The following is a 22,374-nucleotide window of genomic DNA, read 5'->3' on the forward strand; positions in this document are numbered from 1 at the left end:
TTCGGACCTAAGCGACCGCTGCCACCGTAAGCCCGGGCTCGGCCACCAGCCCGTCGCCGTCCAGCCCGTCTGACGGCCTATCCACCAGCACTGTGTTGCCGTCGCTGATCTTTCCGGCCAGGATCCCGCGGGCCAGCTGGTCGCCGATTTCCCGCTGCACCAGGCGGCGTAGCGGCCGTGCACCGTAGGCCGGATCGTAGCCGGTCAGGCCCAGCCATTCCCGGGCCGCATCGGTCACATCCAGCACCAGGCGGCGCTCGTGGAGGCGGTTGGCCAGGGCACGCACCTGGATGTCCACGATCCGGGTCAGATCCTCCAGGCTCAGCGGATCGAACAGGATCACGTCGTCGAGCCGGTTAAGGAACTCCGGCTTGAAGTTCGCGTTGACCATGGACATCACCGATTCGCGCTTCTGCTCCTCGGTCAGGCCCGGATCCACCAGGAACTGGGACCCGAGGTTGGACGTCAGGATCAGGATGACGTTGCGGAAGTCCACCGTCCGGCCCTGGCCGTCAGTCAGCCGGCCGTCGTCGAGCACCTGAAGCAGGATGTCGAAGACGTCCGGATGCGCCTTCTCCACTTCGTCCAGCAGGATCACCGAGTAGGGGCGGCGGCGCACGGCTTCGGTGAGCTGGCCGCCCTCTTCATAGCCCACGTATCCGGGAGGCGCACCCACCAGGCGGGACACCGCATGCTTCTCGGAGTACTCACTCATATCGATGCGGACCATGGCCCGCTCGTCGTCGAAGAGGAAGTCCGCCAGGGCCTTCGCCAGTTCGGTCTTGCCGACGCCGGTGGGGCCAAGGAAAAGGAAGGAACCGGTGGGCCGGTCCGGATCGCTGACACCGGCCCGTGAGCGGCGCACGGCATCGGAGACCGCGGCCACGGCCTTGCTCTGCCCGATCAGGCGCGAGCCGATGGCTTCTTCCATGTCCAGCAGTTTCTGGGATTCGCCCTGCAGCATGCGTCCGGAGGGGATGCCCGTCCAGGCAGAGACCACTTCCGCGATGTCGTCCGCAGTGACTTCCTCGGAGACCATCAGTTCCCGGGTTTCTTCGCCGAAGCTGTTCTCCTCGGCCTGCTGAGCTGCCTCCAATTCCTTCTGCAGGGCAGGTATTTCCCCGTACAGGATGCGGGAGGCTTCCGTGAGGTCGCCGTCGCGCTGGAATTTCTCCGCCTCGCTGCGCAGCTCGTCGATCTTTGCCTTGAGGTCGCCGACCCGGTTGAGTCCTGCCTTTTCGGCTTCCCACCGGGCGTTGAGCGCGGCCAGCTGTTCCTTCTTATTCGCCATGTCTTCGCGCAGGACGGCCAGCCGCTCAATCGAAGCCTCGTCCGTTTCATTCGCCAGTGCGAGTTCCTCCATGGTGAGCCTGTCCACGGCACGCCGGAGCTCGTCGATTTCCTCGGGGGCGGAGTCGATTTCCATCCGCAGCCGGGAAGCAGCCTCATCCACCAGGTCAATGGCCTTGTCCGGAAGCTGGCGCCCGGTGATGTAGCGGTTGGACAGCGTTGCGGCGGCAACCAGGGCCGAGTCGGCGATGGCGACCTTGTGGTGGGCCTCGTACCGCTCCTTCAAGCCGCGCAGGATGCCGATGGTGTCCGGGACGCTGGGCTCGCCCACGTATACCTGCTGGAAACGGCGCTCCAATGCCGCATCCTTTTCAACGTTTTCGCGGTATTCGTTCAGCGTGGTGGCGCCGATCAGCCGCAGCTCCCCGCGCGCCAGCATTGGCTTGAGCATATTGCCGGCGTCCATGGACCCTTCGGCCGCACCCGCCCCTACTACGGTGTGCAGCTCGTCGATAAAGGTGACGATCTGGCCTTCGGCATTGGAGATTTCCTCGAGCACGGCCTTGAACCGCTCTTCGAACTCGCCGCGGTACTTGGCACCGGCGACCATGGATCCAAGGTCAAGGGACAGCAGGGTCTTGCCGCTCAGGCTCTCGGGCACGTCCCCTGCAACGATGCGCTGGGCCAGTCCTTCGACGACGGCCGTCTTGCCCACGCCCGGCTCGCCGATGAGTACCGGGTTGTTCTTGGTACGGCGGCTGAGCACCTGGATGACGCGCCGGATCTCGGCGTCCCGGCCGATCACGGGGTCCAGCTTGCCCGAGCGGGCCATTTCCGTCAGGTCGGTACTGAATTTTTCCAGGGCCTGGAACGTGTTCTCCGGGTCGGCATTGGTCACTTTGCGGTCTCCTCGTACGGTTGGAAGCACGGCGCTGAGCGCGTCGTGCCCGGCGTTGTTGTCCCGAAGCGCTTTTCCTGCGGGACCGTTGTCGAGGGACAACCCGAGCAGGAGGTGTTCGGTAGAGACAAAGGCATCCCCCAGCTGTTCTGCCTCCTGCTGCGCCGCGTTGATGACTTGAAGCAAGGGCCGGGAAAACTGGGGCTGCGCCACCGAGCTGCCGGAGGAGGAAGGCAGCTGGTGAATGGCGGTGCTGGCAGCGGCACTGACGGTGTCCACATTGATTCCTGCAGCCTTCAGGAGGGCGACGGCGACCCCCTGCCGCTGATCCATAAGCGCTTTGAGCAGATGCGCCGGTTCAATCTGCGGATTCCCCGCAGTGTTCGCGTTCATGGCCGCAGCCGAAAGTGCTTCCTGGCTCTTGTTCGTGAATTTAGTGTCCACGGTGGCTCCTCAAAACCTCAGCGAAGAATGCTTCCGCAATGCTAAATAAAGTTGAGTCTAATTCGCTCAACTTTGGAAGTAAAGTTGTCCACAGCACCTCCGCTGGCCTGGGGACGCCTAGGGGATGTGCTCCCGGTCGAATTCGTCTGCGGTCCTTCGCCAGCGTTCGTTCCGCGCTTCAAAGAGCTGCGCCAGCGGCCCGGCTGCTTCGATTTCAAACCGGATTCCGGGCGGCTCCTCGGGGATAGTCCCGGCCAGATAGTCCTCCATGACGTCGAGGAAATATTCCCACCCCGCACCGCCGGTCCAGAGTCCTGCGCCGGGGGCCGCTGTTACCGCGAATCCCTTGCGCACCGACGCGTACCGCAGTTCCAACCGGGTATTTCCGTTCTCCCCGGTCAGGTGAAATTCCACCTCTGCAGACGACGTTCCTTCCCGCGCCCAGGACACCGTCAGAAGGCGGGGTCCGTCACAGCGAAGGATCGCTCCGTGGGATCCGTCCGGGAGGCTGTAGGTGCCGCCTCGCCGCAGGTCCCCTTCCGGAAGCGCCACCCATTGACCCAATCGTTCCGGATCTGCGAGCGCAGACCACACTTCTCCGATGGGGTATGGAATATCGCGTGCCATAACGATCATCAGTGCGTGGCCGGCCTGGATCTGCCGCCGCCCGTAGGACCGCACCGTCTTCTCGAGAATCATGTCCAGATCGGACATTTGCCCACTCCTGCCGTAAAACAACCGGCAACCGATCCGGTCCTCCAGCGGCCATTGCGGCCGTTCCGGCTGTCCGCAGGGTGCCGGTGGAAGCGAGTTGTATTTATAAGGCCACGTCCTGAGGCCGTTTCCAAAAACCGTAGCAGGGAAAACATGCCCTGCACAGGGCTCCCGACCGGCGGCAAACCAGCCGCGGCATCCCAGCGGACGGACACCGATTGTGATCCACGTCAAGGAAATCGGAACAGCGCAAATCCCTTTGATAGATTCGAAATGCCTCCGGGAGCCCGCACTTTGCCGCCAACCGTGAGACCTGCCGCACTGCCGCAGCAGGCCGGTACGTTGCCGTGGGCACCTCAAACATTCCAGGCTGCCGGAGCGCATTCCAACTCCAAAGCAACCCGAAGGATCGACTCCATGAGCAGACTTGCGGAACCGGAGACAGAGGAGCCCGAAACAGGGATTCCGGCCGCTCCCCGGACCCGGGTTAATACGACGGTCTTTATTGGTTCAGCAACGGGAATCCTTGCGATTGCCCTCTGGGCCATGCTGGCCACAGAAAACGCTGAATCCGTTATCGGCTCCATGGTCGGCTGGGTTTCAGTAAATATGGGGTGGTATTACTTCCTGGTGGTCAGCCTGGTCGTGATCTTCGTACTGGCCACTGCGCTGACACGGGTGGGGAAAACGAAGCTTGGCCCCGACCACTCCAAACCGCAGTTCGGTCTCTTCACCTGGGGAGCCATGCTGTTTGCGGCGGGCATTGGTATTGACCTGATGTTCTTCTCGGTGTCCGAGCCGGTCACCCAGTACCTCGCTCCTCCGTCCGGAGACGGTGCCACGGCCGAGGCTGCCCGCCAGGCGCTGGTGCTGACGCTGTTCCACTACGGCATTACCGGCTGGGCCCTCTACGCACTGATGGGGCTGGCCCTGGGCTATTTCGCTTACCGGCACAATCTCCCCCTGAGCATCCGCTCCGCGCTGTATCCGATCTTCGGCAAGAAAATTGAAGGGCCCATCGGACACGGGGTGGATATCGCCGCGTTGCTTGGCACCATCTTCGGCATTGCTACATCCCTGGGGATCGGCGTCGTCCAGCTGAACTACGGTTTGAGCTTTATGTTCGGGCTGCCCGAAAACCTCACCGTACAGATAGCCCTGATTGCCCTGTCCGTGGTCATGGCCACGGTCTCGGTGGTCTCCGGTGTCGAAAAAGGCATCCGCCGGCTCTCCGAGCTCAACGTGATCCTCGCCGTCGGGCTGATGCTTTTCGTCCTGGTTGCCGGCAAGACCAATTTCCTGCTGGACGGCATCGTCCAGAATGTCGGCGACGTGCTGAGCCGCTTCCCGGCCATGACCATGGACACGATGGCTTATGACCGGCCGGACGACTGGCTGAGCTCCTGGACGCTGTTCTTCTGGGCCTGGTGGATTGCCTGGGCGCCGTTCGTGGGCCTGTTCCTCGCCCGTATTTCCCGGGGCCGGACCATCCGGCAGTTTGTACTGGGCACCATGATTGTCCCGTTCGCCTTCATTCTGCTGTGGATCTCCATCTTCGGCAATTCGGCCCTCGACCTGGTGATGGGCGGCAACGCCGCCTTCGGCGAGGTAGCCATGAACCAGCCCGAACGGGCGTTCTACGGATTGCTTGAACAGTATCCGTGGGCCCCGGCGACGGCAGCCATCGCCACCTTTACCGGTCTGCTGTTCTACGTCACTTCCGCGGACTCCGGAGCCCTGGTGATGGCCAACTTTACGTCCCATCTGAAGGACGCCGACTCTGACGGACCCAAATGGCTCCGGGTCTTCTGGTCCGTGGCCACCGGCCTGCTTACCCTGGCGATGCTCATGGTGGGCGGGGTGACCACACTGCAGAACGCCACCATCATCATGGGCCTGCCGCTGTCCATCCTGCTGCTGTTCATCATGCTCGGGGTCTATAAGGCCCTGCGCGTGGAGAACACGCTGACCGACAGCTACCGCGCCTCGCTGCCGGGCATCATCGCGGGCCGCAGCCTCGACGCGCGCAGCGGCCGAAGCTGGCGGCAGCGGCTCTCCCGGGTGATGACCTACCCCGGCCCGCGGCAGGCGGAGCGGTTCCTCCAGGCAGTGGCCCGGCCGGCACTGCAGGAAGTCCATGACGAACTTCGGGAACGCGGCGCGGACGTTGTGCTCTGCGAGGGCGAAGCGGCCCCGCACGGCATCCACCATCTGGACCTGCAGGTGGGAATGGCCGAGGAACGCGGCTTCAAGTACCAGATCTACCCCGTGCAGTACGACACGCCCTCCTACGCGCACAACGCGTCGGCGGACAGCAAGTACTTCCGCATGGAGGTTTTCTCCCTGGAGGGCAGCCACGGCTACGACCTCATGGGCTACACCAAGGAACAGGTCATCACCGATGTCCTGGACCACTACGAAACCCACCTGGAATTCCTGCACCTCAACCGCGAGGCGCCGGGCAATACCTCCATCGCGGAGGACCAGGTTCCGAAAGACAACTGGGAAGCTGACTTTGTCAGCGAGGAGGGAAAAGCATGACCACTGCCACTTTGTTTATTGACGGAGCGTGGGTGCCCGCGTCAGACGGCGGCACCCGCGACATCCACAACCCTGCGGACGGCACCTTTGTTGCCACGGTCTCCGAAGCCACCCGTGAAGACACGGAAAAGGCCATCACCGCTGCCAAGGCTGCCTGGGAACGCGGGGAATGGTCCAGTGTTCCCGCCCCGGAACGCGGCGACTTCCTGCTGAAGGTTGCCGCCCGGCTCAAGGAACGCAAAGACGAATTTGCCTTGGCTGAAACGCGGGACACCGGCAAGCGCCTGGTGGAAAGCGAAATCGACATGGACGATATCGCTGCCTGCTTCACGTACTTCGGCAAGATCGCCGGATCCAACGCCGGCCGGATAGTCGACGCCGGCAACAACGACGTCGTCAGCCGGATCGAATACGAACCGGTCGGCGTGTGCGGGCTGATCGCACCGTGGAACTACCCCTTGCTGCAGGCCGCGTGGAAGATCGCCCCCGCACTGGCCGCGGGCTGCACCTTCATCCTCAAGCCCTCCGAGCTGACCCCGCACACCTCCATCCTCATGATGCAGGTGCTGGAGGAACTGGGCCTGCCCCGCGGTGTCGCCAACCTGGTGCTCGGCGCCGGAGCCGTGGCCGGCGCGCCGCTCTCCGAGTCCCCCGACGTCGACCTGGTCTCCTTCACCGGCGGCGTGGCGACGGGCAAGGTCATCGCTGCCTCCGCGGCCAAGACGGTCAAGAAGGTCGCCCTGGAACTGGGCGGCAAGAACCCCAACATCATCTTTGCCGACGCCGATTTCGACGCCGCCCTGGACAACGCGCTCAATGCCGCCTTCGTCCACTCCGGCCAGGTCTGCTCCGCCGGCGCCCGGCTCCTCGTGGAGGAACCCATCGCTGAACGGTTCGTGGCCGAGCTGGCACGCCGCGCCGAAATGATCCGGATGGGCGGGCCCTTCGATGCGGCCACCGAAACCGGACCGCTGATTTCCGCTGCCCACCGTGACAAGGTAACCGCGTACGTGAACAAGGCCGTGGAAGAAGGCGCCCGTATCCGCTGCGGTGGAACCTGGGGCACCGGCGACCTCGAGAAGGGCTTCTACTACGCCCCCACCGTGCTGGACAACGTGGACAGCGGCACTGCTGCGCTTAAGGACGAAGCGTTCGGCCCGGTTGTCACGGTGGAGACGTTCAACGGCGAGGAAGAGGCCGTAAAACTGGCCAATGACACCGACTACGGACTGGCCGGAGCCGTTTGGACGCAGGACGCCGGCAAGAGCCAGCGGGTGGCCCGCCGGATGCGCGCCGGCACCGTCTGGATCAACGACTTCCACCCGTACCTCCCGCAGGCGGAGTGGGGCGGTTACGGGCAGTCCGGCATCGGCCGGGAGCTGGGACCCACCGGTCTGGGCGAGTACCAGGAAGCCAAGCACATTTACCACAACATCAACCCGCAGGTGACCGGCTGGTTCGCCGACCACGGAAAGGCGTAGCACCACATGGCTGATCAGACCGAATTCGATTACATCGTGGTGGGCGGCGGTTCCGCCGGCGCAGCCGTGGCTGCCCGGCTGAGCGAGGACCCGGATGTCCAGGTGGCCCTGATCGAAGCCGGGCCCGATGACCGCGGCATCCAGGAAGTCCTGCAGCTGGACCGCTGGATGGAACTGCTCGAATCCGGCTATGACTGGGACTACCAGATTGAGCCGCAGGAGAACGGCAACTCCTTCATGCGCCATGCCCGCGCGAAGGTGATGGGCGGCTGCTCCAGCCACAACTCCTGCATCGCGTTCTGGGCCCCGCGCGAGGACATCGACGAGTGGGAAGCCAAGTTCGGCGCCGAGGGCTGGAACGCCAAGACGGCCTGGGAGCTGTACCGGAAGCTGGAGACCAACGAGGACGCCGGCCCCGACGCGCCGCATCACGGCGACTCCGGCCCCGTGCACCTGATGAACATCCCCGCCGAGGACCCGTGCGGCGTCGCCCTGCTGGAAGCCTGCGAGCAGGCCGGCATTCCGAAGGTGAAGTTCAATACCGGCGAGACGGTGATCAACGGCGCGAACTTCTTCCAGATCAACCGCCGCGCCGACGGCACCCGGTCCTCGTCGTCGGTCTCCTACATCCACCCGATCATGGAGCGGGAAAACTTCACCCTGCTCACCGGCGTGCTGGCGAAGGAACTGACCTTCGACGACGCGAACCGCTGCACCGGTGTTGCCGTCGTCGATAACCCGTTCGGCCGCGCACATTATCTGCGTGCGCGGATCGAAACCGTGGTTTCCGCGGGAGCGATCGACTCACCGAAACTGCTGATGCTCTCCGGCATCGGCCCGAAGGAACACCTCGAGGAGCGCGGCGTCGCAGTCCGGGTGGACTCCCCCGGCGTGGGCGAGAACCTGCAGGACCACCCCGAAGGCGTGATTCAGTGGGAGGCGAAAAAGCCGATGCCCGAAACCTCCACGCAGTGGTGGGAAATCGGGATTTTCACCCCCACCGAAGACGGGTTGGACCGCCCCGACCTGATGTTCCACTACGGATCGGTGCCGTTCGACATGCACACCCTGCGCCACGGCTACCCGACCACCGAGAACGGGTTCTGCCTGACCCCCAACGTCACCCACGCCCGTTCCCGCGGCACCGTGCGGCTGCGCAGCCGGGACTTCCGTGACAAGCCGATGGTTGATCCGCGCTACTTCACCGACCCGCACGACATGCGCGTGATGGTCTACGGCATCCGGAAGGCCCGGGAGATCGTTTCCCAGCCTGCCATGGCGGAGTGGGTCGGCGAGGAACTCTACCCGGGCAAAGAGGTGCAAACCGACGAGCAGATAATCGAATACATCAAAAAGACGCACAACACCGTCTACCACCCGGCCGGCACGGTTCGGATGGGCGCGGAGGACGACGTCATGTCTCCCCTTGATCCCCAGCTACGGGTCAAGGGTGTTACCGGCCTGCGCGTCGCGGACGCTTCCGTGATGCCGGAGCTGGTGACCGTGAACCCGAACATCACCACCATGATGATCGGCGAACGCTGCGCGGACCTGATCAAGGCAGCCCGCACGGCGTAACACCCGGGACAAAGGGCGGTGCGGACTTCCGCACCGCCCTTTTACGTGTCCGGAATCCAAAGTCGGGGCCCACCCCGGGTAGCCTGTGCGGATGGGGAAAAACCGTACTTCCGTTTCCGTCCTTGCCGTGGCCGCCCTGGCCCTGACCCTGGTGTCCTGCTCGGGGGACAAACCGGCGCCTGGCGACGCCGCCGCCGAGTTGGCGGAGGGCCTGAGCCAACTGGACGTTTCGGCGTCTGCCTTTACGGCGGGCACCCCCGCCGACGTGAACGCCGAGCTGGAACAGTTGCTCGCCGACATGGGCCCGCTCCGCCCTGACGTTACAGTGGCCGGAGTTGACGAAGACGAGGACGACGACTCCGCCGCCACCGCACGGTTGACCTATGCCTGGGACGTCAACAGCGATTCGGAGCCGGACTGGACCTATGAGAGCTCCGCCCAGCTCCGCCGCGGAGAGGACGACAAGTGGCTCGTTGAGTGGGCACCCTCCGTACTGTTCAGTCCCCTGGTCGACGGCGATCGGCTGGTCCGCTCCACCACTCCCGGCGGCCGCGCCGACATCCTGGACCGCAACGGGCAACCCCTGATGAACGCACGGCCGGTGCTCCGCATCGGCATCAACAAGCCGGACCTCTCCGAGGATCAGTATGCGTCGTCGTCGGCGGCGCTGGCCGAACTGGTGGGACTGGACCCCGCCCCGTACACCGCACAGGTGCAGGCCTCCGGCCCCGAAGCCTTTGTCGAGGCGATTGTCCAGCGTGAGGAAGCGGAGGGACCGGCAACCCCGGCGGCCATCGAAGCCATCCCCGGCGCACTAGCCCTTCCCGCGCAGCGGATCCTGGCGCCCACCCGCGGCTTTGCCCGCGCCCTGCTGGGCACCGTGGGCGAGGCGACTGCGGAATTGGTCGAGGAATCCGAGGGCAGGGTGTCCGCAGGGGACCAGACCGGTCTTTCCGGGCTGCAGAAGCAGTACAACCCGCAGCTCCAGGGCAGTCCCGGCGTTACGGTCACCGTGGAGAATGAAGCAGGAACCAGCGACACCGTGAAGAGCATCGATCCGCAGACGGGCACTGATCTGCAGACCACCCTGGATCCGCGGCTGCAGCAGTTGGCGGAGGGAATCCTGGAAGAAGAACCGTCGGCGTCCGCCATCGTGGCTATCCAGCCCTCCACCGGTGAGATCCTGACCGTGGCGAACGGCCCCGGCAGCGAAGGCCAGCAAACCGCCCTCCTGGGCCAGTACCCGCCGGGATCCACGTTCAAGACAGCCACCGCGCTGGCAATGCTGCGCAACGGCACCACACCGGCCAGCACCGTGGAGTGCCCGTCCGAACTCAACGTCGACGGCCGGAAGTTCAACAACGTCCCCGGCTACCCGGCCGAGGCCACCGGCAGCATCCCGCTGCGCACGGCATTCGCGAACTCCTGCAACACTGCCTTCCTCAATGCCCAGGGCACCGTTTCCCAGCAGAGCCTCTCCGCTGCCGCCGGAGACCTGGGTATCGGTGTGGATGCTTCGATCGGCACGGACGCGTTCCTGGGCTCCGTGCCTGCGGAGGCTGCAGGCACCGAACATGCAGCCTCGCTGATCGGACAGGGCCAGGTCCTGGTCTCCCCTCTGGCCATGGCGGTTGCCGGTGCCTCCATCGGCAAGGGCGAACGGGTCTCCCCCACGCTGATCCGGGAATCCGCCTCGCCGGCCCCGGCCGGTGGGTCCGCTCCGGCTTCGCCCACCGCCTCCGCTCCGGAAACGACAGCTTCCGTGCCGGGCAACCTCACGGCAGGGGAAGCCGCATCGCTGCGGGAGATGATGCGCGCCGTCGTCGCCGAAGGCGGAGTGCAGATGCTGCTCGGCGTACCGGGAGATCCCGTGCTCGCCAAGACCGGAACCGCTGAGTTCGGCAGCCAGACACCGCCGGAAACCCACGCATGGGTGCTGGCCATCCAGGGCGACCTGGCCGTTGCAGTGTTCGTGGAGCAGGGCGAGCGGGGTTCTACCTCGGGCGGACCGCTGATGAAGGCCTTCCTCGAGGGCGCCCAGGGCTAAGCGCGAAGGGAACAGCTCAGGAGGGCCACTGCTGGGGTGCAACCCGGCCCTGGTAGCCGGGCTGCCGGTATGCGTTCCCGGCGTACGGAGTGATCTGCCAGGTGTCCGTAGGCACTATTACCTTGCCCAGCGGCATCAGCGAAATCGGCAGCATCTTCAAATTCGCGATGCCCAGCGGGATCCCGACGATGCTCACGAACATCGGGATGGCCGTGAGGATGTGTCCAATGGCGATCCAGATGCCGGCCAGCAGCAGCCAGATGATGTTTCCCAGCAGGCTGAGGGGACCGGTGAACCCGCCCCGGTCCACGACCGTCCGGCCGAACGGCCAGAGCGCGTAGTTGGCGATACGGAAGGATGCGATACCGAACGGGATAGTGACAATGAGCAGGCAGCAGACCACACCCGCCAGTGCATAACCGAGGGCAAGCCAGATACCGCCGAACAGAAGCCAGATGACGTTCAGGATCGCTTTCATGGATCCATTGTTCTCCACCCGGTACTGATTAGCCACGGCTTGGCCGCCTGCATACCCGCCCGCCTGCACCTGCCCTAGACTGGCGCCATGCCGATCAGCGACGAGAACACCGCAGACCACCTGACCTCCAGCCAGTGCTGGACCTATGTCCGGCAGGCGAAGTTCGGCCGGCTCGCCGTGATTGTCGACGGACATCCCGAGATTTTCCCCGTTAACTTCGCCGTTGACCAAGGCACAGTGGTTTTCCGCACCTCGGCCGGAACCAAGCTGGCCGGTGCGCTCTCGGGCAACCGGGTTGCGTTCGAAATCGACGGTTACGATGACACGCTGTCCTCCGCCTGGAGCGTGGTACTTAAGGGCGGAGCCACCCTGCTCGAAGACTTCTCGGAGATCATGGACTCCGAGGAACTCCCGCTCTTCCCGTGGCAGGCGGGGACGAAAAACGCGTTTGTCCGCATTGAACCGGAACTGACAACCGGCCGCCGGTTCCTTATCTCCATTGCTGCCCGCCGCAATGTGCTGCGTGGAATGGGGCTGTACACGGAGTAGCCCGCTAAAGCAGAAGACGCCGAAAGAGGCGCCGCACCTCGTGGGTGCGGCGCCTCTTGTAGCTGTTGCTATGCCTTAGCGGGAACGGCGTTCGTTCGACGCCGGCGCGGTGGCGCGGCGGGGACCGGCGGCGCGTGCCGGACGGCCGGAAGCTGCACCGGCGGCGCCGCGGGAGGCCCCGCCTGCACGCTGGCCGCTGCCGGCGCCCTCGGCGCGCTGGCCGGTTGCCGGGCGGCGGTTGCGGCCGGATGCGGTCGCGGCCGAGGCGCTGTTGCGGCGTCCGTCCGAAGACCGGGCCGGACGCTGCGTACGCACGTCGTCGACGGCACGGTCATTGCGTTCGCTGCGGTCCGGGCGTTCAGCCGAAACGCGGCCGCGTCCGCCTGTACCGCCGCGTCCGCCGGCGCGGGGAGCACCCGTGCTGCGGGCTGCGCGCTTGCGCTGGGCGTTGGCGCCGGTGGAGCGCCCGCCGCCCTGCTGCGGCGACTTGGCCGCGAGCTGTGCAGCGCGCACGTGCGGTTCCACAACGGCCGCGCGTTCGCCGACAAGCTTGGCGATGGACGGCGAATTGTGGCTGACCTTCTCGATGGAAACGTCGACGCCGGCAGCCTTCATCAGCTTCGACACCTCGCTCTTCTGCTCCGGGAGGGTCAGCGTCACCACGGTTCCGCTGGATCCGGCGCGGGCCGTACGGCCTGAACGGTGCAGGTAGGCCTTGTGCTCCGTGGGCGGATCAATGTGGACCACGAGTTCAACGTCATCCACGTGGACGCCGCGGGCGGCGACGTCGGTGGCGACCAGGACGCGGACGTCGCCGGAAGCGAACTCCGCCAGGTTGCGGTCACGGGCATTCTGGGACAAGTTGCCGTGCAGGTCCACCGTGGGGATGCCGTTGTCCGTGAGGAACTGGGCCATCTTGCGGGCGTGGTGCTTGGTGCGCATGAACATGATGCGGCGGCCCTGGCCACCGGCCAGTTCCTTGACCAGCAGCTTCTTGGCTGTCTGGTCCTGGACCAGCAGCACGTGGTGCTCCATGGTGGAGACCGCGGCCTGCGGCTCATCCACGGAGTGCGTCAGCGGGTTGGACAGGTAACGGCGGACAAGCTTGTCCACGCCGTTGTCCAGCGTGGCGGAGAACAGCATCCGCTGGCCCTTTTCCGGAGTGCGGTCCAGCAGGCGCTGGACAACCGGCAGGAAGCCGAGGTCCGCCATGTGGTCGGCCTCGTCCAGGACGGTGATCTCGACGGACTCGAGGCTGATGACCTTCTGCTTCATCAGGTCTTCGAGGCGGCCCGGGCAGGCGATGACGATGTCGACGCCGGCCTTGAGTGCCTTTTCCTGGCGCTGCTGGGATACGCCGCCGTAGATCACGGTGGTGTTCAGGCCCAGTTCCTTCGCGAGCGGCTCAATCACGTTGTTGATCTGCGTGGCCAGTTCGCGGGTCGGAGCCAGGACCAGGCCCAGCGGGCGGTTCGGGCGGCGACGGTAGGCTGCTTCGTTCTCGGCCAGCCGGGCGACCAGCGGGAGGGAGAATGCCAGGGTCTTGCCGGAACCGGTGCGGCCACGGCCCAGGACGTCACGGCCCTTGAGTGTGTCCGGAAGGGTTTCCACCTGGATGGGGAAGGCCTCGTCAATTCCGGCGGCGGCGAGGGAGGAAACAAGTGCCTTGGGCACACCAAGGGCAGCAAAAGTGGTCATTAAAAACAGGCAACTTTCGGTAAGAGGCCCCCAACGCCGTTTGGGCCGGGGGTTCGCCGAAGAAAAGTCAGACAGTGTCTACCGCACTGAAGCGGGACAAAAGAAAGCGTTCATCGACGCAGGCTGGACTGCTTACACACACTGTTCAAACCTTGGATTTTAAGCATGGTTCAACAGTGGCAGGACCAACATCTGCCTCCAGTTTACCGTAATGCGGAATCTTTCCTAATCGGGGGCCGCAACGGCGGTGAAATCCGGGGCCGTGCCAGCCGATAGCATTAACAGTGATGACTACTGAACCAGCCCTGCCCGACGCCGCCGAAACCGGGCCGGCGGATCCCGCCACCGGCTCCGACGAGGAGCAGCATTTCCGCTCTCCGGTGTCCTTTGTCCGGCGCGGCTCGCGTCTGCAGGGCCGCCGCCAGCAGGCCTGGGACGAACTTTCCGACCGCTTCGTGGTGGATGTCCCACGTGACGAAGCGGACACCTCGGTGCACCCCGGATACGTGTTCGACGCCGCCGCCGAGTTCGGGCGCACCGCTCCCCTCGTCGTCGAAATCGGTTCGGGCCTGGGCGAAGCCGTTGCCCATGCCGCCGAGCAGAATCCGGACAAGGACTTCCTGGCCGTTGAGGTCTATCTCCCCGGCCTGGCGCAGACCCTGCAGCGGATCGGCCAGAAGGGCCTGACGAATATCCGCGTGGTCCAGGCAAATGCCCCGGAGGTGCTCACCAGCATGCTCCCGGCCGGGTCCGTGGCTGAGGTTTGGGTGTTCTTCCCCGACCCCTGGCACAAGACCCGCCACCACAAGCGCCGCCTGGTCAAGGAGTCCTTTGCCGAGCTGGTGGCCCGGGTGCTGGAGCCCGGCGGCACGTGGCGCCTGGCAACCGACTGGTCTGACTACGCCGTGCAGATGCGCGACGTGCTGGATGCATCGGCGCGGTTCGAGAATCTGCACGCCGGCGAGCGTGCCGGTGAAGACAGCCCACTGACGCGCGTGCGCCGGGAAGGCCTGGAGAACAAGGCGCCGGAAGACGACGTCGATACCCTCGGCGGCTGGGCCCCGCGCTTCGAAGGCCGGACACTGACCAGTTTCGAGAACAAGGCCCACGAGGCCGGCCGACTGATTTTCGACCTTGCTTACCGAAGGATCTGACTCAAAAATGACTGAACCGAACGACGCACGCGTCGGTCTCTACATCGATTTCGACAACATTGTTATCTCGCGCTATCAGCAGTTGCATGGCCGCAACGCGTTCCAGCGCGACGGGATCCGCAATTTCGACCGGACGAACCGCGAGGCCGATCCCGAAGTTGCCGCCAAACTCACCGCAGCCACGGTGGATTTCAACGCAATTATCGATTTCGCCGCTTCCTTCGGAACCCTCGTGGTTAACCGCGCCTATGCCGACTGGTCGGTGCCCGTGAACGCGAGTTACCAGCGCCAGCTGATGTCCCGGGCAGTGGACCTCACGCAGCTGTTCACCACCACCACGCGCGGTACCAAGAACGGGGCGGACATCCGCCTCGCCGTGGACGTCGTCGAAGACCTCTTCCGCCTGCCCGACCTGACCCATGTCATCATCGTGGCCGGCGACAGCGATTACATTGCCCTCGCGCAGAAGTCCAAGCGGCTCGGCCGCTTCGTCGTCGGCATCGGTGTTGCCGGGTCGACCAGCACCTCCCTCGCTGCGGCCTGCGATGAATTCGAGGATTACGACTCGCTGCCCGGCATCGAAGCCGCAGCCGCCGCTCCGGCCGCGTCGGATACGGCTGCCGGGAAAACCGCAGCCCCGACGGATTCCCAGCCCGACCCTGCCCCTGCGCGCAGGCTCACTACGGTCCCCATGTTCTCGCACACGGGCCAGGCCGGGTTTGAGGAGCCGGAACCCGCCGACGACGTCGACCCGGGTGTCCTCGCAACGGAACTCCTCGTGCGGGCCCTGCAGATCGGCCACGCGAAGGGCGACGCCGACGAGTGGCTCAACACGGGCACGGTCAAGAACCAGATGCGCCGGATGGACCCGGCCTTCAACGAGAAGCCGCTGGGCTTCCGGTCCTTCACCGATTTCCTCTCCTCGCACGGCGACCTGGTGGAGCTGGACGACGACGGGCCCCAGCGCCTTATCCGCCTTCGCCCGGAAGCTGACACCCGCCGTTGACACGCAGCGCCGAGCCCTCCGATTCCCAGCCGCGGGATCCTGCAGCCGTCGAGGAGCTGTGGGACCGGCGCTACGCCGGCAGCGGCGAACTGTGGAGCGGGCAGCCCAATGCCGTGCTGGTCAGCGAGGCCCGGGGGCTCCGGCCCGCCCGCGCCTTGGATGTGGGCTGCGGCGAGGGTGCCGACGCCCTGTGGCTGGCGGAACAGGGGTGGGACGTCACTGCACTGGACGTCTCGGGGGTAGCCCTCGCCCGGGCGGCCCGCCAAGCCGGGCTGCGTTCGGTCCGGGTGGACTGGGTGCATGCGGGTCTGGTCGAGGCTGCCCTGCCGCCGGCGTCCTTTGACCTGGTTTCGGCGCAGTACCCCGTACTCCTGCGGACTGACGGGAACGAAGCGGAACACTCGCTGCTTCGCGCCGTCGCGCCGGGCGGGGTTCTCCTGTGGGTGCACCATCCGCCGCCCACTGCGGAGGAAGCAAAGGCCCGCGGAATTGATCTTCACGAGTACGTGGGAGTTGCCGACGTGGCTGCACTGCTCGATGACGATTGGCGGATAGAGGTCGACGAAACCCGCCCACGGCACGTTGCCAGCGGTGCCGGGGCCCACCACACCGAGGATGTTGTGTTGCGCGCACGGCGGCTGCGCTAGCCCTCCGGTGTTTTCCCTCCCGGGGACCGCCTGATCGCCTCCCGCCCATTGACAGGTGCCACGCCGCGTCGCGAGCATGTTGCCTGGCACCGTTACCCAGTGCCGTAACCAAAACGGGAGGGCACCATGGCCGGCCGTGTTTCCATCGACCTCTTTATGACGCTGGACGGCGTCGCCCAGGCTCCGGGCGGCCCGGAGGAAGACCTGGAGGGCGGTTTCGCCTACGGCGGCTGGCAGGCTCCCCTGCTCGACGAAACCATCGGTGCCCAGGTGGACGAGGGCATCCAGTCCATGGACGCACTGCTCCTGGGGCGGAAGACATACGACATTTTCGCCGCCTACTGGCCGCACCAGCTGGAGGGTGAGGACTCCGGAATTGCACGCAAGTTCGATGCCGTCCCCAAATACGTCGCGTCGCGGGGAACCCCGGATCTGGGCCGGTGGCGGGACTCGCACCTCCTCGATGGAGACCTGGCGGCGGCGCTGGCAGGCTTACGGGAACGGCACCGGGAAATCCATGTCATCGGGAGCATCGACTTCTCGCGCACCCTCGTCGCGGGCGGCATGTTCGATTCCCTGAACCTGTGGGTGAATCCGGTGGTCGTCGGCCCCGGGAAACGCCTGTTCCCTCCGGACGGCCCGCCCGCGGAACTGAGACTGCTCGGGGCGCCGGAGGCTTCGGAAAAAGGAGCGGTCCTCCTGCGCTACGGCTGGGCGGGACCGACCCCCGGAACCGGACTCGTCGGGTCCTGACCAGGGCGACTGGACCTGGCCGTCATGCGGTCAGGGTGCGGCGAAGGGTAACGACGTCTCCGACCCGCAGCTTCCCGGTCCGCATGACATGTGCCTGCAGCCCGAATTCCGTGGAGTGGTGCGTGCCGAGAAGCTTCAACGCCTTGCGCTGTGCCGCGATACCGGCCTGCGTCTCGTCGATCATCACGCAGCGCGGCATCCCCTCCCCCAGTCGCAGAAGAACCTCGCCTCCGAGAACCAGTTCGGCGCCGACCCATTCGTCCTCGCAGAACCCTAGCCGGGAACCGGTGTCGATGACGATGTTGGCGCGGAAACGGCGCTCATCCACCGCACCACCGGTCAGGCCCTCGAGTGCCGCAAGTGAGGACGTTGTCACCAGGTGCAGGGGTGTCTCGTCATGGTGCCCGACAGCGGTTTCGGTCCGCAGGGTCAGTTCCCGGCCGAAGGCTGCGCTCAGCGCCCGGGAGGCGGCCGGATCATCGACTCGATATTGACGGCCCTCAGGGCTCAGCAGCAACGGCGCAGTTTCACTGTCCTCGATGCTGGAGGACCACTGCATTAACCCGGGCACGGGGCGGAAGCGCCGCGTCCGCTTGCCGCTGGCGATGCCGCCGTCGTCGGTGTAAACCGCCCATCGGCGGTCATGCTGCAATCCCCTGTCGGTCACGGCGGAGGCGCGCAGCGCCTGGCCCGCGGTCGACTTGACCGGATAGCGGTACAAGGCCTGGACGCTGCCTACCGGCGTTTCCTCATATGGCATCCCGGCATTGTGTCATAAAGGCCCTGCAGGCCGGCGCTTAGAGCGACTGGATGTAGCCGTCGTCGGCGTAGTTCCGCTCGGCGGACTTGCCGGCGGGAAGCGCGCGCAGCCGGCTCCGGCGTTCCATCAGCGAGACCAGGCCCAGCTGCTGGACGGCGGTGGCGGCGGCCGGCGGGCGCTGCCCGCGGCTGAGGGTGACGACGTCGCCGGCGAGCCCGGCAGCGAAGACGCGGCTGCGGTCGGGGGTACGGCGCTGGGCCTCGTCCAGTTCGGTGGAGAGTTCCACAATCCGCTGACGCAGGCCGGTGACTTGGTTCTGCAGCTCCATGATCCGCTTGATGCCTTCGAGGGAGACACCCTCCTGGGAGAGCTTCTGGACCTCGCGCAGCAGTTCGATGTCGCGCTGGGAGTATCGGCGCGACCGCCCCGGAGCCCGGCTGGGACGGACAATCCCCAGCCGGTCGTATTGCCGGAGGGTCTGCGGATGCATCTCCGCGAGCTCAGCGGCAACGGAGATCACGAATATAGGCGCATTGACGTCTATGCCCATTGTTCCTCCTTCACTGCTGTTGAAATGGTAACGCGGGTAGTTCAACCCTCCGGGGAGCGGAGCGCCGGAATTACAGCCGTGCTTTTGCTGCCAATCCGGCTCTGGGGTCCTCGCCCTTGGTCGCGTCGGCGAATGCCTCGACGGCTTCCCGGGCGTCCTTGTTCAGGTGGGTGGGCACGGCGACGTCGATAGTCACCAGCAGGTCCCCGTTGCCCTTGGAGGTGTGCACGCCGCGGCCCTTGACCCGCAGGGTGCGTCCCGACGGTGTTCCGGCGGGCACCTTGAGCCGGACGGTGTCGGAGGTGAGGGTAGGCACCTCGATGGTGGCACCCAGGGCGGCCTCGGGGAAGGAGACCGGAACGTGGATCCGGATGTTGTTGCCCTCGCGGGTGAAGAAGTCGTGCGGGGTGACGTGGACGGTGACCATCAGGTCCCCCGCGCCTGCGGGGCCGGGCTGGCCCTTGCCGCGCACCCGGATCTTCTGGCCGTCCTTGACGCCGGCCGGGACCCGGACCTCCACCACTTCGCCGCTGGGTTCGCGCAGGCCGATCACGGTTCCGTTAATGGACCCTGCAAAGGAAATGGTGGTGCTGGCCGTCCGGTCCGCACCCTTGGTGGGCGGCGGGGCACCGAAACCGCCGCCGCCGAAGCCGCTGCCGCCGCCGAAAAGGTCGGCGAATTCGGGCGGGATGTTGCTGCCGCCCGCGTTGAAGGTGGTCCGCCGGCCGCCGCCGCGTGCGGTCTGGCCGAACAGGTCCCCGAAGATGTCCTCGAAGCCCGCCCCGCCGGCACCGCCGCCGGCACCCTGGGGGCCGCCGGCAGTGAACCGGGCGCCGCTGCCCATGGCACGGATGGCGTCATACTGCTGGCGTTCCTCGGCATCGGACAGGACCGAATACGCCTCGGAGAGGTCCTTGAACATGCGCTCGGAGTTGGCGTCGCCCTGGTTCTGATCGGGATGGTACTTCCGCGCCAGTTTGCGGTACGCCTTCTTGATGTCGGCGTCGGACGCATCCTTGGGAACACCCAGAATCTTGTAAAAGTCCTTATCGACCCAATCCTGACTAGCCAATTGGTGTCCCTTCCTCATTTGCGAATCCCGCTGCATTGCCGCGAAAACACGGCTGCCGGGCCTGCTGCCCCTGCTGCGGGACCTGCCGATGGAAAAATGTCCGGGGCCGCTTTACGGCGGCCCCGGACACGGTGCAACTACTGTTCCGGAACCGAAACAATCACCTGCGCGGCTCGCAGGACCCGGTCGCCGGACTTGTAGCCGGCCCTCAGGATCTGCGTCACCGTATCGAACGTGACGTCCGCGCTCTGCTGCTGGATGAGTGCCTCGTGGATGTTCGGATCGAACTCCACACCGGTCTCATCGATGCGGCTGAGTCCGTACGTTTTCAGCGAGTTTTCCAGCTTGGTGGCGATCGCGGCGAAGGGTCCCTCCGCCAGGTCGCCGTGCTGGCGTGCGGCGTCAATGTCGTCCAGGACGGGCATCAGGGAGTTCAGGACTCCGATGACGGCCATCTCCCGGGCGACGTCGCGGTCGCGTTCCACCCGCTTGCGGTAGTTCACATACTCGGCCTGCAGGCGCAGCAGGTCGTTGCGCAGTTCAGCTGCCTCCGGCGAACCGGACGCGGCAGGCTGGGCCGGTACGTCGGCGTTGTTCAGGATCTGCTCCGCCTGGGAGAGTGCATCTCCCTCGGCTCCGGCGGCGGGGGCGGAAGCCGAAGCTTCCTCCCCTGCCGCGCCACCGTTGGCGGAATCCGCAGTCTCGCCCGTGCCGGGCGTGTCCTGGCCGTTTACGGGCTCTTCACCTTCGGGAGTGTTCCCGTGCTCGTTTTCCGCCGGCATGGTTACTTCTTTTCTTCGTCGTCGACAACTTCGGCGTCAACGATGTCTTCGTCACCGGCGGAGCTGCCTGCGGCAGAGCCGTCACCGGACGGAGCACCGTCGGCAGCACCGGGGGTGCTGTCGGCACCGGCGGCGGAGGCCTGGGCGTAGATAGCTTCGCCCAGCTTGGTCTGGGAAGCCTGCAGCTTCTCAAACGCAGTCTTGACCTCGTCGTCGTTGTCCGTGCCTTCGAGCGCCTTCTTCAGCGCGTCGACGTCGCCCTTGACCTCGGTCTTGACGTCTTCGGGCAGCTTGTCATCATTGTCGGCGAGGAGCTTGTCCACCGAGTAGGCGAGCTGCTCGGCCGAGTTGCGGATGTCGGCGGCCTCGCGGCGCTTCTTATCCTCCGCGGCGTGCTCTTCGGCCTCGCGGACCATGCGGTCAATGTCTTCCTTGTTGAGGGAGGACCCGCCGGTGATGGTCATGGACTGCTCGGCGCCGGTGCCCTTGTCCTTGGCGGACACGTGCACAATGCCGTTGGCGTCGATGTCGAAGGTGACCTCGATCTGCGGAACGCCGCGCGGAGCCGGCGCAATGCCGGTCAGCTCGAACGTGCCCAGCGGCTTGTTGTCGCGGGTGAACTCGCGTTCGCCCTGGAAGACCTGGATGGCCACGGACGGCTGGTTGTCATCCGCGGTGGTGAAGGTCTCGCTGCGCTTGGTGGGGATGGCCGTGTTGCGCTCGATCAGCTTGGTCATCACACCGCCCTTGGTTTCGATGCCCAGGGACAGCGGCGTGACGTCGATGAGCAGGACGTCCTTGCGCTCACCCTTCAGCACGCCGGCCTGCAGGGCAGCGCCCACGGCCACAACCTCGTCCGGGTTCACGCCCTTGTTGGGCTCCTGGCCGCCGGCCAGTTCCTTCACCAGTTCGGAGACGGCGGGCATACGGGTGGAACCGCCCACGAGGATGATGTGGTCGATGTCGGAGACCTTGATGCCGGCCTCGGAAATGACGTCGTTGAACGGCTTCTTGGTGCGGTCCAGCAGATCCTTGGTCAGGTCCTGGAACTTGGCACGCGACAGGTGCTCGTCCAGGTGGACCGGGCCTTCGGGGGTGACCGAAAGGTACTGCAGGGAGATGTTGGTGGAGGTAGCCGAGGAGAGTTCCTTCTTGGCCTGCTCCGCTGCTTCCTTCAGGCGCTGCAGGGCGATCTTGTCCTTGGACAGATCCGCGCCCTTGGCCTTGGCCTGGCTCAGCAGGTAATCGACAATCCGCTGGTCCCAGTCGTCGCCGCCGAGGCGGTTGTCACCGGCCGTGGCACGGACCTGGATGGTGGAGAATTCGTCTTCGTCCTTGCCGACTTCCAGCAGGGAGACGTCGAAGGTGCCGCCGCCGAGGTCGAAGACCAGGATGAGTTCGTCTTCCTTGCCCTTGTCCAGGCCGTAGGCCAGGGCAGCAGCGGTGGGCTCGTTGACGATGCGCAGCACGTTCAGGCCGGCAATCTCGCCGGCTTCCTTGGTGGCCTGGCGCTCGGCGTCGTTGAAGTAGGCGGGAACGGTGACCACGGCGTCCGTGACCTTCTCACCGAGGTACGCCTCGGCGTCGTTCTTCAACTTCATCAGGATGCGGGCGGAGATCTCCTGGGCGGTGTACTTCTTGCCGTCCACGTCTACGCTCCAGTCGGTGCCCATGTGGCGCTTGACGGAAGCGATGGTGCGGTCAATGTTGTTGACTGCCTGGCGCTTGGCAATCTCGCCGACCAGGACTTCGCCGGACTTGGCGAAGGCTACGACGGACGGAGTGGTGCGGCCGCCTTCGGCGTTGGCGATAACCGTGGGCTCGCCGCCTTCCAGGACCGAGACAACCGAGTTGGTAGTACCGAGGTCAATACCTACTGCACGTGACATATTTGCTTCCTCTTTCCTTGGAGAAACCCGCATCTCACAGCGG

Annotated in this window: 17 protein-coding genes and 1 pseudogene; 9 read left to right on the forward strand and 9 right to left on the reverse strand. The window is 65.5% G+C overall.

What is annotated here, in order from left to right; genetic code table 11:
* Positions 1-7 precede the first annotated feature (7 nt).
* Both clpB and N2K99_RS14010 read right to left on the reverse strand, forming a co-directional pair.
* The gene (gene clpB, locus N2K99_RS14005) at positions 8-2,632 is read right to left on the reverse strand and encodes an ATP-dependent chaperone ClpB (RefSeq protein WP_227932925.1); all 2,625 of its coding nucleotides are present in this window, start codon (positions 2,630-2,632) and stop codon (positions 8-10) included.
* A 117-nt stretch (positions 2,633-2,749) separates the two neighbouring features.
* Positions 2,750-3,346, reverse strand: coding sequence for an SRPBCC domain-containing protein (locus N2K99_RS14010; protein ID WP_227919192.1), 597 nt, complete (start codon positions 3,344-3,346; stop codon positions 2,750-2,752).
* 417 nt (positions 3,347-3,763) lie between these two features.
* On the opposite strand from N2K99_RS14010, the gene betT reads away from it, so the two are divergent.
* The 4 genes from betT to N2K99_RS14030 all read left to right on the forward strand — a co-directional run bounded on the left by betT (position 3,764) and on the right by N2K99_RS14030 (position 10,993).
* A complete protein-coding gene (betT, locus tag N2K99_RS14015) occupies positions 3,764-5,887 on the forward strand; it encodes a choline BCCT transporter BetT (protein WP_227932924.1) in 2,124 nt (707 codons plus the stop codon).
* Positions 5,884-7,368 carry an aldehyde dehydrogenase family protein gene (locus N2K99_RS14020; RefSeq protein ID WP_227932923.1) on the forward strand — a complete coding sequence of 495 codons (1,485 nt, stop codon included), beginning with the start codon at positions 5,884-5,886 and terminating at the stop codon, positions 7,366-7,368. Before betT ends, N2K99_RS14020 begins: the two co-directional genes overlap by 4 nt.
* A 6-nt stretch (positions 7,369-7,374) precedes the next feature.
* Positions 7,375-8,946 (forward strand): GMC family oxidoreductase, encoded by a 1,572-nt coding sequence (locus N2K99_RS14025; RefSeq protein WP_227919197.1) that lies wholly within the window; start codon positions 7,375-7,377, stop codon positions 8,944-8,946.
* A 91-nt stretch (positions 8,947-9,037) separates the two neighbouring features.
* Positions 9,038-10,993, forward strand: a complete 1,956-nt coding sequence (locus N2K99_RS14030) for a penicillin-binding transpeptidase domain-containing protein (protein ID WP_227932922.1) — start codon at positions 9,038-9,040, stop codon at positions 10,991-10,993.
* A gap of 16 nt (positions 10,994-11,009) precedes the next feature.
* On the opposite strand, the gene N2K99_RS14035 is transcribed toward N2K99_RS14030, so the two are convergent.
* Positions 11,010-11,471: a YccF domain-containing protein gene (locus tag N2K99_RS14035; protein ID WP_227919199.1), complete on the reverse strand. Its 462-nt coding sequence runs from the start codon at positions 11,469-11,471 to the stop codon at positions 11,010-11,012.
* 87 nt (positions 11,472-11,558) lie between these two features.
* Here N2K99_RS14035 and N2K99_RS14040 point away from each other — a divergent pair, with 87 nt between their 5' ends.
* Entirely contained in the window at positions 11,559-12,020 is a 462-nt protein-coding gene (locus tag N2K99_RS14040) for a pyridoxamine 5'-phosphate oxidase family protein (protein WP_227919200.1), read from the forward strand.
* 75 nt (positions 12,021-12,095) lie between these two features.
* On the opposite strand, the gene N2K99_RS14045 is transcribed toward N2K99_RS14040, so the two are convergent.
* Positions 12,096-13,718 carry a DEAD/DEAH box helicase gene (locus tag N2K99_RS14045; RefSeq protein ID WP_227919201.1) on the reverse strand — a complete coding sequence of 541 codons (1,623 nt, stop codon included), beginning with the start codon at positions 13,716-13,718 and terminating at the stop codon, positions 12,096-12,098.
* A gap of 287 nt (positions 13,719-14,005) precedes the next feature.
* Here N2K99_RS14045 and trmB point away from each other — a divergent pair, with 287 nt between their 5' ends.
* The 4 genes from trmB (at position 14,006) to N2K99_RS14065 (ending at position 17,278) form a co-directional block, all read left to right on the forward strand.
* Positions 14,006-14,872: a tRNA (guanosine(46)-N7)-methyltransferase TrmB gene (trmB, locus tag N2K99_RS14050; RefSeq protein WP_227932921.1), complete on the forward strand. Its 867-nt coding sequence runs from the start codon at positions 14,006-14,008 to the stop codon at positions 14,870-14,872.
* A 7-nt stretch (positions 14,873-14,879) separates the two neighbouring features.
* Positions 14,880-15,878, forward strand: a complete 999-nt coding sequence (locus N2K99_RS14055; RefSeq protein ID WP_227932920.1) for an NYN domain-containing protein — start codon at positions 14,880-14,882, stop codon at positions 15,876-15,878.
* The gene (locus N2K99_RS14060) at positions 15,875-16,525 is read left to right on the forward strand and encodes a bifunctional 2-polyprenyl-6-hydroxyphenol methylase/3-demethylubiquinol 3-O-methyltransferase UbiG (RefSeq protein WP_227932919.1); all 651 of its coding nucleotides are present in this window, start codon (positions 15,875-15,877) and stop codon (positions 16,523-16,525) included. Before N2K99_RS14055 ends, N2K99_RS14060 begins: the two co-directional genes overlap by 4 nt.
* Before the next feature lie 126 nt (positions 16,526-16,651).
* Entirely contained in the window at positions 16,652-17,278 is a 627-nt protein-coding gene (locus N2K99_RS14065; protein WP_227932918.1) for a dihydrofolate reductase family protein, read from the forward strand.
* A gap of 22 nt (positions 17,279-17,300) precedes the next feature.
* Here the strand turns inward: N2K99_RS14065 and N2K99_RS14070 are convergent, their stop codons facing one another.
* From N2K99_RS14070 to dnaK, 5 genes and pseudogenes are all read right to left on the reverse strand, one after another.
* A complete protein-coding gene (locus N2K99_RS14070; protein WP_227932917.1) occupies positions 17,301-18,038 on the reverse strand; it encodes an MOSC domain-containing protein in 738 nt (245 codons plus the stop codon).
* A 151-nt stretch (positions 18,039-18,189) separates the two neighbouring features.
* Positions 18,190-18,588, reverse strand: a pseudogene (locus N2K99_RS14075) (heat shock protein transcriptional repressor HspR); the annotation flags it as partial.
* A gap of 70 nt (positions 18,589-18,658) precedes the next feature.
* Positions 18,659-19,660 (reverse strand): DnaJ C-terminal domain-containing protein, encoded by a 1,002-nt coding sequence (locus N2K99_RS14080; RefSeq protein WP_227919209.1) that lies wholly within the window; start codon positions 19,658-19,660, stop codon positions 18,659-18,661.
* A 137-nt stretch (positions 19,661-19,797) separates the two neighbouring features.
* Complete coding sequence (locus N2K99_RS14085; RefSeq protein ID WP_227919210.1) at positions 19,798-20,442, reverse strand: nucleotide exchange factor GrpE; 645 nt, start codon at positions 20,440-20,442, stop codon at positions 19,798-19,800.
* A gap of 2 nt (positions 20,443-20,444) precedes the next feature.
* Positions 20,445-22,331, reverse strand: a complete 1,887-nt coding sequence (gene dnaK / locus N2K99_RS14090; RefSeq protein WP_227919212.1) for a molecular chaperone DnaK — start codon at positions 22,329-22,331, stop codon at positions 20,445-20,447.
* Positions 22,332-22,374 lie beyond the last annotated feature (43 nt).

The sequence above is a fragment of the Arthrobacter sp. zg-Y1110 genome (genome assembly GCF_025244865.1).
Classification (GTDB): domain Bacteria; phylum Actinomycetota; class Actinomycetes; order Actinomycetales; family Micrococcaceae; genus Arthrobacter_B.